This is a genomic window from Pseudomonas sp. HS6, assembly GCF_023375815.1.
Taxonomy (GTDB): Bacteria; Pseudomonadota; Gammaproteobacteria; order Pseudomonadales; family Pseudomonadaceae; genus Aquipseudomonas.
This window is the reverse complement of record NZ_CP067412.1, coordinates 3869634-3884339: the sequence shown is the minus strand read 5'-3', so window position 1 is coordinate 3884339 and position 14706 is coordinate 3869634. Positions and strand designations below refer to the sequence as shown.

General features: G+C 58.5%; 12 protein-coding genes and 2 pseudogenes. 6 read left to right on the top strand and 8 right to left on the bottom strand.

Going from position 1 to position 14706, the window contains the following annotated elements:
* Positions 1–159: 159 nt before the first annotated feature.
* Positions 160–354, top strand: coding sequence for a DUF6316 family protein (locus tag JJN09_RS17535; RefSeq protein WP_249482835.1), 195 nt, complete (start codon positions 160–162; stop codon positions 352–354).
* A 136-nt stretch (positions 355–490) separates the two neighbouring features.
* Here the strand turns inward: JJN09_RS17535 and JJN09_RS17530 are convergent, their stop codons facing one another.
* On the bottom strand, positions 491–1675 hold the full coding sequence (locus tag JJN09_RS17530) for a thiolase family protein (protein ID WP_249482834.1): 1185 nt from the start codon (positions 1673–1675) through the stop codon (positions 491–493).
* Between the two features lie 102 nt (positions 1676–1777).
* Positions 1778–3292, bottom strand: a complete 1515-nt coding sequence (gene pap, locus JJN09_RS17525; RefSeq protein WP_249482833.1) for a polyphosphate:AMP phosphotransferase — start codon at positions 3290–3292, stop codon at positions 1778–1780.
* Positions 3293–3464: 172 nt separating this feature from the next.
* Between pap and mnmC the strand changes: the two genes are divergently transcribed.
* Entirely contained in the window at positions 3465–5444 is a 1980-nt protein-coding gene (gene mnmC, locus JJN09_RS17520; protein ID WP_249482832.1) for a bifunctional tRNA (5-methylaminomethyl-2-thiouridine)(34)-methyltransferase MnmD/FAD-dependent 5-carboxymethylaminomethyl-2-thiouridine(34) oxidoreductase MnmC, read from the top strand.
* A gap of 11 nt (positions 5445–5455) precedes the next feature.
* On the opposite strand, the gene JJN09_RS17515 is transcribed toward mnmC, so the two are convergent.
* Entirely contained in the window at positions 5456–10291 is a 4836-nt protein-coding gene (locus JJN09_RS17515) for an NEL-type E3 ubiquitin ligase domain-containing protein (RefSeq protein WP_249482831.1), read from the bottom strand.
* A 755-nt stretch (positions 10292–11046) separates the two neighbouring features.
* On the opposite strand from JJN09_RS17515, the gene JJN09_RS17510 reads away from it, so the two are divergent.
* Both JJN09_RS17510 and JJN09_RS29725 read left to right on the top strand, forming a co-directional pair.
* A complete protein-coding gene (locus JJN09_RS17510) occupies positions 11047–11370 on the top strand; it encodes a hypothetical protein (RefSeq protein ID WP_201815750.1) in 324 nt (107 codons plus the stop codon).
* Between the two features lie 9 nt (positions 11371–11379).
* On the top strand, positions 11380–11616 hold the full coding sequence (locus JJN09_RS29725; protein ID WP_368388961.1) for a type II toxin-antitoxin system HicA family toxin: 237 nt from the start codon (positions 11380–11382) through the stop codon (positions 11614–11616).
* 126 nt (positions 11617–11742) lie between these two features.
* Here JJN09_RS29725 and JJN09_RS17505 read toward each other — a convergent pair.
* A pseudogene (locus tag JJN09_RS17505) lies at positions 11743–11838 on the bottom strand (lysis protein); the annotation flags it as partial.
* Positions 11839–11990: 152 nt separating this feature from the next.
* Here JJN09_RS17505 and JJN09_RS17500 point away from each other — a divergent pair.
* Together JJN09_RS17500 and JJN09_RS17495 are read left to right on the top strand one after the other, a co-directional pair.
* Positions 11991–12410, top strand: a complete 420-nt coding sequence (locus tag JJN09_RS17500) for a hypothetical protein (protein WP_249482830.1) — start codon at positions 11991–11993, stop codon at positions 12408–12410.
* Positions 12411–12692: 282 nt separating this feature from the next.
* Positions 12693–13115: a hypothetical protein gene (locus tag JJN09_RS17495; protein ID WP_249482829.1), complete on the top strand. Its 423-nt coding sequence runs from the start codon at positions 12693–12695 to the stop codon at positions 13113–13115.
* A gap of 19 nt (positions 13116–13134) precedes the next feature.
* Here JJN09_RS17495 and JJN09_RS17490 read toward each other — a convergent pair whose 3' ends face one another.
* The 4 genes and pseudogenes from JJN09_RS17490 to JJN09_RS17475 form a co-directional block, all read right to left on the bottom strand.
* Complete coding sequence (locus JJN09_RS17490; RefSeq protein WP_249482828.1) at positions 13135–13638, bottom strand: lysis system i-spanin subunit Rz; 504 nt, start codon at positions 13636–13638, stop codon at positions 13135–13137.
* Positions 13638–14063: pseudogene (locus JJN09_RS17485) on the bottom strand (cell wall hydrolase). Before JJN09_RS17485 ends, JJN09_RS17490 begins: the two are co-directional and overlap by 1 nt.
* 57 nt (positions 14064–14120) lie before the next feature.
* Entirely contained in the window at positions 14121–14363 is a 243-nt protein-coding gene (locus JJN09_RS17480) for a host-nuclease inhibitor Gam family protein (protein ID WP_249482827.1), read from the bottom strand.
* The gene (locus JJN09_RS17475; protein WP_249482826.1) at positions 14360–14650 is read right to left on the bottom strand and encodes a hypothetical protein; all 291 of its coding nucleotides are present in this window, start codon (positions 14648–14650) and stop codon (positions 14360–14362) included. Before JJN09_RS17475 ends, JJN09_RS17480 begins: the two co-directional genes overlap by 4 nt.
* Positions 14651–14706 lie beyond the last annotated feature (56 nt).

Genomic DNA, 14706 nt, shown 5'->3' with positions numbered 1-14706 from the left:
GGCCGACACAGGGACAGTTGCGGTCAGGCCGCTAATGAAACTGTGCAGGTCGCAGCATTAAATTGACGCGTTGCCGTTGATCGGCTGGCGAAGCGCTGCAAGTGGTTCAGGCATAAGCTCTTTGGATCCCATTCAGCGCAGCGCTCAAGGAGATCGATCATGTTCGGAATGCGCGCCCAGGACACCGCCCCCGCGACGCACTTTCGCAGCGACCGGGTGTGCAGGGTCAACGGCGAACTGTTTTTCAGCACCCGGGAGAACACCCTCGAAGGGCCGTTCGACAGCCCCGAGAAAGCCGAGCAGGAAATCCGCGCGTACATCGCGCGGATGCGATTGATGGATTCCAACAGATAAGCCGTGCTGAACCCAATCGCGGGCAAGCCCGCTCCCACAGGTTCCAGGGTGGCCACTGAATTGTGAGCACACTCAAACACTGTGGGAGCGGGCTTGCCCGCGATTACGATTTGCCGGTCAACGTATCGTTCAAGGCTTAGCGCACGGCTTCGAACAGGCCCGTAGCGCCCATCCCGCCACCCACGCACATGGTCACGATCCCGTAACGCAGATTGCGTCGCTGCAGTTCGCGCACCAGATGCCCGACCTGTCGCGAGCCGGTCATGCCGAACGGATGGCCAATGGAAATCGAACCGCCATTGACGTTGTACTTCTCGTTGTCGATTTCCAGCCGGTCACGGGCGTACAGGCATTGCGAGGCAAACGCTTCGTTCAATTCCCACAGATCGATATCGGCCACCCGCAAGCCCTTGGCCTTGAGCAGCTTCGGAACGGAGAACACCGGTCCGATGCCCATTTCGTCCGGCTCGCAACCGGCGACGGTAAAGCCACGGAAAAACGCCTTCGGCTTGAGCCCCAGTTGCAGGGCTTTTTCCAGGCTCATCACCAACGTCATCGAGGCGCCATCGGACAACTGCGACGAGTTGCCGGCGGTCACTGAACCGTCCTCGGCAAACACCGGTTTCAGTCCGGCCAGGCTTTCATAGGTGGTGTCCGGGCGGTTGCAATCATCGTGATCGACGATTCCGTCGAGGATCTGCACCTCACCGCTGTTCTTGTCCTCGACCCGGTACTTCACCGCCATCGGCACGATTTCATCGTTGAACAGCCCTGCTGCCTGCGCCTGAGCGGTGCGGATCTGACTTTGCAGCGAGTAGCGATCCTGAGCCTCACGGCTGACGCCATACCGACGCGCCACCACTTCAGCAGTCTGGCCCATGGTGTAGTAGATGCCCGGCGTCTGCTGTTTGAGCAACGGGTTGATCAAGTGATCGGTGTTGACGCTTTTCAACGTCAGGCTGATCGACTCGACGCCGCCGGCGACGATGATGTCGCTGCAACCCGAAGCGATCTGGTTGGCGGCAATCGCAATCGCCTGCAAACCCGAAGAACAGAAACGGTTGAGGGTCATGCCCGCCGTGCCGGTGCCCAGTCGCGAGAGCACCGCCACGTTACGGCCGATGTTGTAACCCTGGGCGCCTTCGTTGGAACCGGCGCCGACGATGCAATCCTCGACGCTGGCCGGGTCGACGTCGTTGCGCGACAGCAAGGCGTTTACACAATGGGCCGCCATGTCATCGGGACGGGTCTGGTTGAACTTGCCGCGAAAGGACTTGGCCAGGCCGGTCCGCACGCTGTCGACGATCACCACTTCACGCATGGCATACCTCATTGTTGTAGTCGGTTGAGAGTGGACCGAGCATAAGTCCACCCAATCCCCGACTGCGACAATCATTCACCTCGCGTATGCGTGTTCATCGTTTCAGTCTTTGTGCTTTTTGGCCTTTTTGTCGGACTTCTCAAAAGCGTCTTCCAGCGCACGGTTGATCGTGCGCAGTACCTTGACCCGGGCCCAGCGTTTGTCGTTGGCCTCGACCAACGTCCACGGCGAGATTTCAGTGCTGGTGCGGTCGACCATGTCGCCCACGGCCCCGCGGTAGGCGTCCCACTTGTCGCGGTTGCGCCAGTCGTCTTCGGTGATCTTGAAGCGCTTGAACGGGATCTCTTCACGCTCCTGGAAACGCTCCATCTGCGTGTCCTTGTCGATCGCCAGCCAGAACTTGACCACGATCACGCCGGCATCGGCGAGTTGCTCCTCGAAGTCGTTGATTTCGCCGTAGGCGCGCATCCAGTCGGCGGTGCTGCAAAAGCCTTCGACCCGCTCCACCAGCACCCGGCCGTACCAGGAGCGGTCGAACACGGTGAACTTGCCCCGGGCCGGAATGTGCCGCCAGAAGCGCCATAGATAAGGCTGCGCCCGTTCTTCTTCGGTCGGCGCGGCAATCGGCACGATGTTGTACTGACGCGGATCGAGCGCCGCCGCGACCCGCCGGATCGCCCCGCCCTTGCCCGCCGCATCGTTGCCTTCGAACACCGCCACCAGCGCATGCCGGCGCATGCGCTTGTCACGCATCAGCCCAGACAGCCGCGCCTGTTCGGTGATCAGTTGTTCTTCGTAGTCTTTCTTTTCCAGGCGCTGGGTCAGGTTGAGGCTGTCGAGCAAATTCAATTGATCTACCGACGTTCCCAGCGGCTGAGCACTGACAGCCTGCGGATGCACATCGGGGCGTTTCAGTGCGTTTTGCAGGCCTTCGAGCAGGATCTTGCCGACCGTCAGGCTGCGGTAATGCGCGTCCATTCCTTCGATGACATGCCACGGCGCGTAATCGCGACTGGTGCGGCGCAACACGCGCTCGCCGTATTTGACGAACTTGTCGTAGGTTTCCGATTGCTGCCAGTCCAGCGGGCTGATCCGCCAGCTGTGCAACGGGTCATCAGCCAACGCCTTGAGGCGGGCTTTCATCTGTTTCTTGGACAGGTGGAACCAGAACTTGAAGATCAACGCGCCTTCATCGCACAGCATCTTTTCCAGACGCTCGGCGCCGGCAATCGCCTGATCCAGTCGCGGGTCCTTGAACAGCCCGTGCACCCTGCCCTGCAACATCTGGCTGTACCAGTTGCCGAAGAAGATCCCCATCCGCCCCTTGGCCGGCAGCATCCGCCAGTAACGCCAGGCCGGTGGCCGTGCCAGTTCTTCGTCGGTCTGCTGGTCGAAGGTACGCACTTCGATCAGGCGCGGGTCCATCCACTCGTTGAGCAGCTTCACCGTCTCGCCCTTGCCGGCGCCTTCGATGCCGTTGATCAGGATGATCACCGGGAAACGCTTTTGCTGCTGCAACTCGAACTGGGCTTCGAGCAGTGCTTCACGCAGCGCGGGCACGGCGGCGTCGTAGGTTTCTTTGTCGATGGCGTGACCGATTTCAGCGGATTCGAACATAGGACGGCTCCTTCCAGGATTCAGCAAGACTAGCGGATTGGGCACAGACACGGCACAGAAATTCCCGCCGGCGGCGGATTGTCCTTGAGTCATCTTCGGCATGGCTTGCCATGGATCAAGCGCCGCCCGCGTGATCGGCTAGAATGGCCGCCTTGCCGTTGCCGAGCCTGCCATGAAACCTGTAATGCCCCACGCCCAACTCGACTGGGATGACCAGGGACGCCCGCGTTCGCGAGTGTTCGACGATGTGTATTTTTCCGACCAGTCGGGGCTGGATGAAACCCGCTACGTGTTCCTCGAACAGAACCGGTTGGCCGAGCGCTTTGCCGCGTTGCCGGCGGGCGGGCGACTGGTAATCGGTGAAACCGGGTTTGGCACCGGGCTGAATTTTCTCTGTGCCTGGCAGTTGTTCGAACAGCACGCGGTGGCCGGTGCGCGGCTGCATTTCGTCAGCGTCGAAAAGTTTCCGCTGAGCCCTGTCGACCTGCAACGGGCGCTGGCGTTGTGGCCGGATCTCAAACCGCTGTCCGATCAACTGCTCAAGCATTACGTGGCGATCCATCAGGGTTTCCAGCGCATTGTTCTGGATAACGGTCGAGTCACCCTGACGCTCCTGATCGGCGATGCGCTGGAGCAGTTGCCGCAACTGGACGGCCAGATCGACGCGTGGTTTCTCGACGGTTTCGCCCCGGCTAAAAACCCGGAGATGTGGACCGCCGAACTGTTCGCGGAACTGGCACGGTTGGCGGCGCCGGGCTCGACCATCAGCACGTTTACCAGCACCGGTTGGGTGCGACGCCTGCTCAACGCCGCCGGCTTCAAGATGAAGCGCACGCCGGGCATCGGTCACAAATGGGAGATTTTGCGCGGCGAGTTTCTCGGCTGGCCAGAGGATGATCCGCTACCGGCGGCAGACAAACCGTGGTTCGCCCGCCCTGCTCCGTTGACAGGTGAGCGTCGTGCCTTGGTGATCGGCGCTGGCCTGGCCGGTTGCGCCACCGCGGCCAGCCTCGCAGCACGGGGTTGGCAGGTCAGTTTGCTGGAACGGCATGCGGCGGTGGCACTGGAAGCCTCGGGCAATCCCCAAGGCGTGCTGTATCTGAAATTGTCCGCCCATGGCACCGCACTGTCGCAGTTGATCGTCAGCGGTTTCGGCTACACCCGGCGCCTGCTGGAAACTCTGCAACGCGGCACCGACTGGGATGACTGCGGCGTGCTGCAACTGGCGTTCAATGAAAAGGAAGGCGAGCGTCAGGCGCAACTGGCGGCCGCTTTTCCCGAAGATCTCTTGCAGTGGCTCGATCAACCCGAGGCGCAGGCCCGCGCCGGGATCGGTCTGGCTCACGGCGGTTTGTATTTTCCCGAGGGCGGCTGGGTGCATCCGCCGGCATTGTGTCAGGCGCAATCCACACAACCGGGCATCACGCTACTCTCCCATCAGGAAGCCGTGGAACTGCGCAAAGTCGATGGTCAGTGGCAAGCCTTTGACGGCGAACGCCTGATCGCAGAAGCACCCGTCGTGGTGCTGGCCGGTGCCGCCGAGATCAAGCGCTTCCCCCAGAGTGCCGACCTGCCCCTCAAGCGCATTCGCGGGCAGATCACCCGACTGGCGCAGACCGAGCACAGCCAGGCACTGGCCACCGTGGTCTGCGCCGAAGGTTATGTCGCACCGGCACGGCTGGGCGAACACACTCTCGGTGCCAGCTTCGATTTCAACAACGACGACTTGACCCCGACCACCGCGGAGCACCTGGGCAACCTGGCCATGCTCGAGGAGATCTCCAGTGATCTGGTGTCACGGCTGCGCATTGATGGACAGGATCCCGATAACCTTCAGGGCCGAGCCGCCTTCCGCTGCACCAGCCCCGATTACCTGCCGATCGTCGGCCCGCTTGCCGACCGTGAAACGTTTGGCCACGCCTACGCCGCGCTGGGCAAGGATGCACGGCAAGTGCCGGATATCGCCTGCCCCTGGCTCGACGGACTGTACGTCAACAGCGGTCACGGTTCCCGTGGCCTGATCACCGCGCCACTTTCCGGTGAGCTGCTCGCAGCCTGGCTCGATAAAGAACCGTTGCCCCTGCCCAGAAGCGTCGCCGAGGCGTGTCACCCGAACCGGTTTGCCTTGCGACGGCTGATCCGGGGCCGATGAACCCTCAGCCATCAACCGTCCGGTAACACACAGGAGCCTCCATCGACCAATCGCAACACTTGCTCGGTCAACCGCTCGAGCAAGGCGCTCTCGGTTTGCTCCAGCCGGGTAGCGCACAGATTCATTTCGCTCAAGTAATCGGCCGAAGTGAGTTCCCCGGCCCTTTCGAACAACGCCTGGGCTTGCTCGTGGTGAGGTGCGCGGGCTTGGTCAAACTGCTGTGCAAAACTGCTTTTCACGTATTGGCTCCAGAATGGCAGGCGCACCAGAAACTTCAGCCATTCGGAGGACAGCTCAGCGGTCTGGACTTGATCGATGGCCTCGACCAGATCGGCCCCCGACACATTGGCCAGTGACGCATAGCGCATGTGCGAGGGCTGCCCCGGCAGTTCCAGTGCCCGTGCCAGCCCTGAGCGATAAGCCAGGGCCACTTCCAGAGGGTCGGGGGCCGCGTGTTCAACAGCATGCTCCGCTGCGATGCGGTCCAGTTGTTCAAGACGGAACAACCCCCTTGCCAACTTCAATAGCGACGTCGCAGACGGGGGGCGACCTGCGGTAATGCGGTTCACATGATGGACTTGCACCGCGACTTCCAGATGACTGAAGTTCAACGCCGCATTGTCGGTGCAGTTGATCGGATTGGCTGCCAGATCGAAAATCTGCCGTCGCAATTCGGCATCGTCCTGCGTCGCTTCCAGCACCGTCCAGACCCGACGTGACAAGTCTTCTCGCACATGGGCGGAGTCGGCTGAGTTACCCAGCTCCGCCAACAGTTGAAACAGGCCCTCGGCCATCGGATCGTCCTTGATCGCGGTCCAGGTCTGCAGACGCCGGGAGCCCACTGTCCCACCTGTTTCTGTCAGCCAGATCGAGCGTGCCCGGTTTTCGTCCAGCCGCGCGCTGTCGTTATCCAGATAACCCATGCCGACACCGACAGTCCTGCGATAGTTATCAAGGTGAACTCTGCTGACCTCGGAAATCGGGTTGTTGCGCAGGTTGATCGCTTCACTGAAACGCGTGGGGGTTTCAAAAAGCCATGCGGGCAATTCGCGAATGTCATTGTCACGCAGATCCACCCGATCCAGATTCGGCAAGAACTGCAGCCCCTTCGGCAACTCCGTGGCCCGGGTATTGCGCAAGGACAGGTAGGTCAGATCGAACAGCTTGCTGACATTCACCGTCGCCCCCAAAGGGTTTGCGCTCAGGTTCAGGTTTTGCAATGTTCGAAGCTTCCCCAGTTTTATCAGATCATGCTCCGTCAACTGGATGTGATTGTGTTCCAGGCTCAGTTGCTTGAGGTTCGGCATGTGCGAGATGACTTCCGGCAACAGGCTCAGTTGATTGTGGCCCAACTCGAGCGACTCGACTTGCTTGAAAGCCTTGAGGAAGTAGGCACTATCGTTGTCCAGCAGCATATCTTGCAGCGACAAGTGCCTGACATGGTCAAACGCCAGCCCGGTCGGCAAGGTCGGAAACCTGCCGAACCGCATGCCATCGAGTTTCAGGCCGTAGACCGGACGCTGGAACTCATCAGGCAGGAAAACCAGACGCCGAAAACAGTCCTCGATTTCGAACGCCACGATTTGTCGGCATTCGTAGATCTCGCTCAGTTCGCCGCCCAGCGCTCTCATGGCCGGTTCATCCTCAACCCAGGCATCCAGCACGTCACAGAGTCGGTTCAGATCGTTTTGCAGCTGCCTTACACGAGTCGCCCGGATCAAATGATCGCCGCCCAATTGATCAAGAAACTCACTGGCCTGCTGGTCGGTAAACAGGGGGTAGAGCTTTTTAACTTTGCGCAGCAAGCGTCGGGGGTGAGTCAGCGGCTCATTCGGGGAATCAGCGACGGTGCAGGCAGGCTCACGGGCCAGCGTTTCGAAAGGTTGCCCCTCCAGCAGCCGGGCACAACCCTCACGTTCATCCAGGGCGGTATTCAACAATCTGTTTCGCAAGCGCCAGCCATCGTTCTGAGCCGGCTCGGCAAAGCCCAGGGCTTTGCGCTGACCGGTTGAAAGCCCTTTGAGGACGGCTCGGTAGAGGCTGTTGGCCCCTCCCGCGACCCGGCCAAGCGACTTCGAGTCACCGTCGAATACTTCGTAGCCGTTTTCGAGCTTGACCAGCGTACGAGCATCCGGGGACGTGAACGGATGCGGGCCAATGGACTCCAGCAGCTCACCCTTGAGCGTCAGAGCCCGCAATTGCAGGGGCATGTGAGGGTCCCAGCCACTGAGATGTGGCAGCAATCGGATTGCCAGTTTCTCGGTGTCTGTATTGGCGATATCGGCCAGGTAAAAACCGGTCAGCGCCCGCTCCACTCGCACATGGCCTGAAACCTGGCGAAGCCTTTCTGCCAACCCCATCGGTACGCGCCCGGTCGTGCGCAGATGCGTGCGCTCCACACTGGACGAATGCCTGACCAGCTCACGTGCACGGCGTGCGGGTACATCGGGATAAGCGCTGCGCACCTTGATTACATCGCTGGCCGCACGCTCATCGTAGCGTTGGTAGAGGTGTTCAAATACCGACCGGCGATCAGCCTTGACCTCTGCTCCCAGGATTTTTGCCAGCTGCACACCTGCCTCTCCAGGTGCAGCAGTGCCTCCAAGCAATGCGTCCTTTTCCTCGGGGGACATTGCGTCCAGAACGGTCTTAAGCAGCTCACCCTTGTCCAGTTGGTGCTGGCGGACAATGAGACTCACGGTGTCATCGTCAACTGCGTTGGCAGGATAGGTCGCCGTGATACGACCCTTGTCGTCAACGACCTTGATATAGCGATCGTCCGGCCAGTTCGCCAGCCGGGGCAACGCATGCAATTGTTCCTGGACGTGACGGGGATCGGTCGCTTCGCCCCGCTCCATCGCGGCGATGAAATCGCGCAGTCTGCGCTCCAGGCGGAACCGTTCGATTGTGTCATTCAAATGGGCGGGCAGCAGCCGGTTATCGTCACTCAGGCGTTGCAACTCATCGAATCCGACATCGCTCAGCCGACGCATCATGTCCAGCCGACTGTCCTCGAAGGTCGCCAGCGTCGGATCGATACGTTTGAGCGTGTAGGCACTGGTCCACTCTTCGGTAGACTCCGATGGACGACGCCAGCCGCCGTGGTTGTTATGTTCAAGTTCCGGTGCGTAGGCATTCGATCGCACGGGATGCTGAATATGCCATCTTCCGGAAGCCGGATTACGTTCCACCGCGAACGTCCGATCGTCCATACGGACAAAGACCTGGTCATCGATCCGATATAATCCCGCCGCATCGGGTTCAATGACGACTCCTACCGGCAGGGGTTGTTCGTAGGCATTGAGATCGGTTCTCCACAATCGGGTCGCACCGCTTGGGGCGAGAATGGAAGTGAATGGCTGAAAAAAATCCGGGTGTTTGCGTACCGTCTTGATCGCCAGCGATTTCAGGCCTTTCATCCCGACACCGATCGTGGCCATGAATACAATGTTCTCGGCGACACTGAGCATGTGGGTCAGCGCCTCTTGCCGGTCGCCACGGGTCCAGTCCTCGATCCCTTCGTAGACCTCCGCCAGCAATTGGCCAACGGCAACACCCATCATCAATTGTCCGAGCACCGGAACGACAAAACCGGCCAGGTTCGCGACCGTCATGCCGATTTCCAGGTACTGGAGCTGGCGTTTCTCGCGTTCTTCCTCGTCCACGTCGGCAGTCGGCACCGCGAGCACGCGGGCATCGAACTCCAGCTTGGCGACATGGCTCTTTAGCATGTAGTCGAAAAGCGATCCCGTCATGGCCAGCTGTTTGATGTGTCCCAGACTGCGGGTGCGGTTGAATGCATTGAAGAAGTCGACCTTGTCGGACTCACCAAGGCAATGGGTGAAATACGCCCTATAGCTTTCGATCCCCAGTTTGAAACTCAGATACTCCACGAACGCAGTGAAACTCATATATTCGTAAATCGGCTGTTCCGGCTCGCCAGGCATGTAAACCAGGCACCATTCGTCCGGATTGAGTTCAACCGAGCGCTCGGAAAACACCACGACACCCCAGATGCAGCAGTCGTGGATCTCGATGCCCTGCATGATCAACGAGCGGCCCCGATAACGCAGGCTGTCCGAATCGACGAGACCTCCCGCATCGATCAAGTGCTGGACGGTCTGAAAGCCATCCGGCGTGATGTGTTCCTTGACCCGTGCCAGATGCAGATCCAGTTGCAGCAACTGTTTCTTCAACATGAAGATGTCCCGGATCATCGGGCTGCCCGCCACAGCCTTGCTGTCCTCCTCTTTCAAACCGAACACCTGCCGAAAATGCCGCTGGTACTTGCCCCCGAGATCCAGCTCACGACAGAACGCGGCAAACGCCGTCGGGGTCAGGCCAGGAATGCCTTCGGGCCTGTTGGTGACCCGGATCACGCTGCCCTCGGGGAGCCCCTCCTCCAGTGCCTCACTTTCCGTGAAGTTCTGCATGGCGGCTTCCAGTAACGTCAGCCTGGCAGGCTCGATGACCGGCGGCCCGCCCCCCGGCGGAACGGTGGGCTCGCAGCCACACGCGGCCCCCGGCAGCTCCAGATAGTCTTTTTCGACATCGATGTCTTCCGCCCATCGATCTGCTACAGCGTTGTTCAGCATGACGAAACAAAAGTCGTTCAACGGGGTTAGCTGGCGCAGATCGGTTTCGACCTTTGCCTGAGTGACGTGCAGTGCGCGGGCGGTCTGATCCAGCGCCTGCAGTGTGGCGGATGTAGTTTTCAACAACCCGGGCGGCAGGTTTTTCTGCAACGCCTGGGCAATTTCGAGATCACCGGTGGCTTCCAGCAAATAGCGCAGTATCTGCTTTTGCGTCAGCGGGGATGGCGGATCGACTGTCAGGGTACTCGACATGGGCAATAGTCCTTTATTGCAGTTTCAAACCCTCACCCTATCGATCCTCTGGCCCATTTAAAAACAGAAATAATTGCGCAATCCGCCCATGGAACAAGCAGCAATTACCATGTTTTGCATAACTATTTACCGCACTGGCCCACACGCTTTGCGCTATGGCCTCCGACAGTCTGACAACCCTCCATATAACTTATCGTTCTAAAACTCCCACATCCTGACCGGGTCAGTTCCTCAGTACCGGCCATTTCGGCGTGGTACGGCAATACCCTCCCCAACGGAAAAACCGGTAAGGACTTTATGTGCGGATTAGCTGGCGTTTTTGGTCTGGGGCTTTTAAAGGGCTTCAGGGGGCATTCACCCCCCTAAATCCCCCTCAAAAACGCTGAATTGGTACAAAAAGTGGTACGAGATCAGAGCGAGTTCACGGAGCCCAGGGCAGTAGAAGTGCTATTGAAAAAATCCGTTGAAACACCTATTTATTAATTGAATCGTGCCGATACGAAAAAGAAAATATAAACCGTAGAGGTTGGGGCTAGACTCCCAGCAAGCGGTTGTAGCTACCGTGAAATGGATCCAAAAATATGGGAGAACCTTACCGATCTCCCACCGGTCGGATGGAATGTGGAACGAATTGTGTTTACGAGCGTTGACACAATTTGTTAATTGACAAGCCAATACGCTTGTCCATAATCGCCATCCGGAGTTATCCACAGGAACGTGGATGCTTTGTCAGTATTACTCAGAGGAATTGCGCCATGTCTAGCAACCCATTCGTTCTCCTGTGCTACGCGCAGAAGAAAGGCGGTTTGTGGATTGCCGCGTGCCCACAGTTCACCCTCGCGGCACAGGGAGTCGACTTCGACGAAGCCAAGGGAAAATTGGAAGCACAAATCAAGTCGTACATTGTTGAGGCGTTGACCGTAGATCGCGAGCACGCTGCTCAACTTCTCGGCCGCCAAGCACCGCTGCTGATGCGCCTTCAGTATCGCGCCCAAGCGTTCTGGTCGTCGATTCGCCATGGTCGAAGCAAGCGAGTCAGATTCTTTGAAGAACCAGCCCTCCAGTACGTTGGTTGCTAAGGATCGAAAATGTTTGCAGGGAGGCACAGACCGCTCACTTACAGAGAGGTGACAGCGGTGTTGAAGGAGCTAGGGTTCTCCTTCCGAAATCAAGAAGGCAGTCATGAGCAATGGGTACGAGAAGGTGATCCCTTTCGCAAAGTTACCGTCGACAAGCCAAAACAGCCATTCCACGGCGACTTGATTAAATACATGTGTCTTCAGGCAGGTGTCAGCAAAAGACAGTTCTATGCCCTTGTGAAATAGCCCGGCTCCTGCCGGGCTTTTTCATTACGGTGCTTTCCCAGCCGAGCCACGGAGGCATGCTAATTTTTTCTCCCGCGAATGTAGGTCAGAACCGCCAACGTTCTCAAAGCGAATTTCCTTCCGGTTTTATTCCTTCTGAATTTCATGCACGTAAGCCTGACACGCCTGCAATGCAATCACCCCCCGGTCGCCTTCACCGGTGATGGCGACAATTCGTTGAGCGCGCCATCCATTCGGCGGGTAGCCGTTCACATTCTGTATGGGATGCTACGATTTAAAGCTGGTGCGGCCTCCATTCCCTAGGTTAATCACCGGGCGCTCGCTGCAGAGTTCAATGGAGGCCGGGCCTCCCCCACCAAGGTAGGTGCGACTTCATGAACAAGCCCGCCCTTCAGCCGCGAATAATCAGAGCAAAGCAGGCACCAGGTTATCTCGGTATGTGCCGCGACGTGTTCAACAAGAGCGTGAGGCCCTACGTACGCGAATTCCCGATCGGCCAGCAAGGCGTAGGCTTTGACCGGATTGAGCTAGACAAATGGGCGGATGCTTGCATCGAGGAAAACGCGATAAGAAAACTTCATAGAGAAGAGCCCCCACTTCTTCTGATCGACGCACCGCAATCAAAGCAGAAAAACCGCGGCACCGCGAGGTTGGGCCAGAGATCCGGCCTATCCAACCATGAGCCTTCGACCTCAGAAGATTTCTATAAGCTGGTGGACGAGCTCTTGGGAAGATCTAGGATCAAAACGGATCGACGCAGGAAAAAGCAGAGCTCCCCACCGACTGACCAATAGGCTATCTGCAGCAAAGTTCAGTCACTGCCCGCCGGCGTCTCCCTATACTAAATAATGCAGCAGTATGGGCTGGAGCAGTGCATAGGCCACGTATTACGTGACTTTCGGCATTTTTCTGTCTAAAACTCTACTGTCATTTGCTTGCGTTTACCCCTAGTAAAACCGGGATGGAGTGAGCTAGTTTTAGACAGCTTTTCGGATAGCCGAAAGGAGCTCCAAAATACAAATGGCCGCAGAGCACTACCTGCGCCCGCACACAAGAAAACCACCAGAGGAAAAAACATGTCGAGCAAGGAAGACTTGATTCAGGCATTGCAGCGCTTTGAAGAAAAAACGCGAAGCGCGGAGATGGACAAGGAGGCGAAAGCTGTTGAGTTTAAAAGTTTGATCGGCAATAAGATGCTAGAGATACGTAACTGGGTTCCAAAGGTAAGTGGAATTCAGGCGTTGATGGGGCCATCGGTTAGCTTGGGAGGTCTGAGCCTTACCTCCCTTGACGTAACTGTTCTGGGTAAGAAAGTGGCGATTTCGCCAAACGTCCTTGACGAACAATACTCTATTAAAATTGATGGCCTTTTCGACGGCGTTCAGTATTTTCATTACATCAATAATGAATGGGTAGCCAAGGATGACTTCCTCGATGTAACCATCAAGCTCACGCCAGAAACATTTTATGACCAACTAATCGCCCTTATCCCTAAATAGTTTTCAGCACAACAAGCCGTCACCGTGTCACATCCCGAACATACGCTTGGCACGCCTGCAGCGCGATCAGCCCCCGGTCGCCCGTGTCGGTGATGGCAACAATTCGTTGAGCATGCGCTGGGTCAAGTTCGGCTCGTACGGCTGCATGATCCACGCCGCCGGCGCCGGTGGCGGAAGGCACTGAACAGCCACCGGTTGAACCCGCATCGATGAGGACTGACAGCCGCAGATCAGAAGTGGCAAGGCGATCGCGCAGCAGAGCCTGGTCTTTTTGAGCATTGGTCATTTTCTCGGAGTGGGTTTTGTCACTGGCTGCCAGCCGCTGCTCGAGCGCCATTCGCTTGTCCTGTTCGGCTTGCTGTGCGGTGGCTGCGACCTGGGTCAACTGGTTGAGGGTTTCTGTGTGCAGGCGATCCTGCTGGGCCAACTGCTTCCCGTAGCGCCAGTCCTGAACCTGCCAGGCACTGGCCCAGGCGGTGAGCACCAGCGCCACGGCGCCGACCAACTTCCACGGCATCACCATCACGGCACATCCTTGAAAAAGACGTGGCCGCCCAGTTGCAGCGTCTGCTTGGCTTTCGCCGCCCAGCCGGGCGCCGTCTTCATGCTGAGCGCGTAGTAGTGCGTGGCACCGCCGGTAGGATCCGGCACCTTGCCGTCGATCACCTGGTCAGCAGCGATCCGGCACTGCGCCAATTCGCGGAACGGGATATCCCGGGCGCCACTCAGGAACGGGTAGTTCGGGTCACCCTTGTTCCAGCAACTGAACTGGTACGGTTTCTGGCAAACCCCGGCATAGCCCTCCCCCCATCAAGACTTGAGCTTCCCATCCAGTATGCGATTGCGGATGGTCCAGGCCACGGCCACCTTGCCGGCTGATGTCTCGCCGCGCGCCTCACCCCAGATCGTCCGAGCGAGAATGTCTCGGTCTTGTTCGGTCACAGTCATCACTTTCTCCAGGCGAAAAAAAACCGCCTCACGGGCGGCTGGGTGTTCTTTTGTGCGTCAGGCCGGAATGACCTCGGGCAGCGGGTACCGCGCTTTAATGGCGGCCACCGATTGGACCCATGGCGAGAAGTCGGGCTCAAGGCCTTGGCTCAGGGCGTCATAGGCGATTTCCAGTCGCAGTGGATCTGACTCGGCCTGATAGGCGGCGCGGCACTGCGCGCGGGCCGTTTCGAGATCAGCCTCGAACTGCTCAGCCTTTCGCTGCTCGGCGGTGACCATCTTGCTGAAATCGATATTCATCGCGGCAGACTCACTTCGCCGTCCGGCGGGTTGGCAATATCAGCCGGAAAGCACGCGGCTTCACCGGCATCGACTGCGATCGGCAGTGCCAGCGTGATAATCAACTGCCCACCGACACGCTCAACCGGCTTTACAACACGCGGAGAACCGACGGTTTCGGCGGGCAGTACCGCCCCTTCGGGCAGCGCGGTGAAGTCGAACGTTTCCCCGTCGATAGTGAGGGCGTCACCGGCCTTGGATAACGTCATGGCGCCCTCCATGCGGATGGGCGAAAGCTTAATAATCATTGATGTCCTCCAGTCAGAACCATCGGCCAACGGCCATCATGCGCGAGGCGCGGGCG

Coding starts and splice junctions, on each gene's coding strand:
- JJN09_RS17530 (WP_249482834.1), bottom strand. CDS start 1,675: ATGCGTGAAGTGGTGATCGTCGACAGCGTGCGGACCGGCCTGGCCAAG.
- mnmC (WP_249482832.1), top strand. CDS start 3,465: ATGAAACCTGTAATGCCCCACGCCCAACTCGACTGGGATGACCAGGGA.
- JJN09_RS17480 (WP_249482827.1), bottom strand. CDS start 14,363: ATGAATATCGATTTCAGCAAGATGGTCACCGCCGAGCAGCGAAAGGCT.
- JJN09_RS17500 (WP_249482830.1), top strand. CDS start 11,991: ATGAACAAGCCCGCCCTTCAGCCGCGAATAATCAGAGCAAAGCAGGCA.
- JJN09_RS17490 (WP_249482828.1), bottom strand. CDS start 13,638: ATGGTGATGCCGTGGAAGTTGGTCGGCGCCGTGGCGCTGGTGCTCACC.
- JJN09_RS29725 (WP_368388961.1), top strand. CDS start 11,380: ATGTTTGCAGGGAGGCACAGACCGCTCACTTACAGAGAGGTGACAGCG.
- pap (WP_249482833.1), bottom strand. CDS start 3,292: ATGTTCGAATCCGCTGAAATCGGTCACGCCATCGACAAAGAAACCTAC.
- JJN09_RS17535 (WP_249482835.1), top strand. CDS start 160: ATGTTCGGAATGCGCGCCCAGGACACCGCCCCCGCGACGCACTTTCGC.
- JJN09_RS17510 (WP_201815750.1), top strand. CDS start 11,047: ATGTCTAGCAACCCATTCGTTCTCCTGTGCTACGCGCAGAAGAAAGGC.
- JJN09_RS17495 (WP_249482829.1), top strand. CDS start 12,693: ATGTCGAGCAAGGAAGACTTGATTCAGGCATTGCAGCGCTTTGAAGAA.
- JJN09_RS17515 (WP_249482831.1), bottom strand. CDS start 10,291: ATGTCGAGTACCCTGACAGTCGATCCGCCATCCCCGCTGACGCAAAAG.
- JJN09_RS17475 (WP_249482826.1), bottom strand. CDS start 14,650: ATGATTATTAAGCTTTCGCCCATCCGCATGGAGGGCGCCATGACGTTA.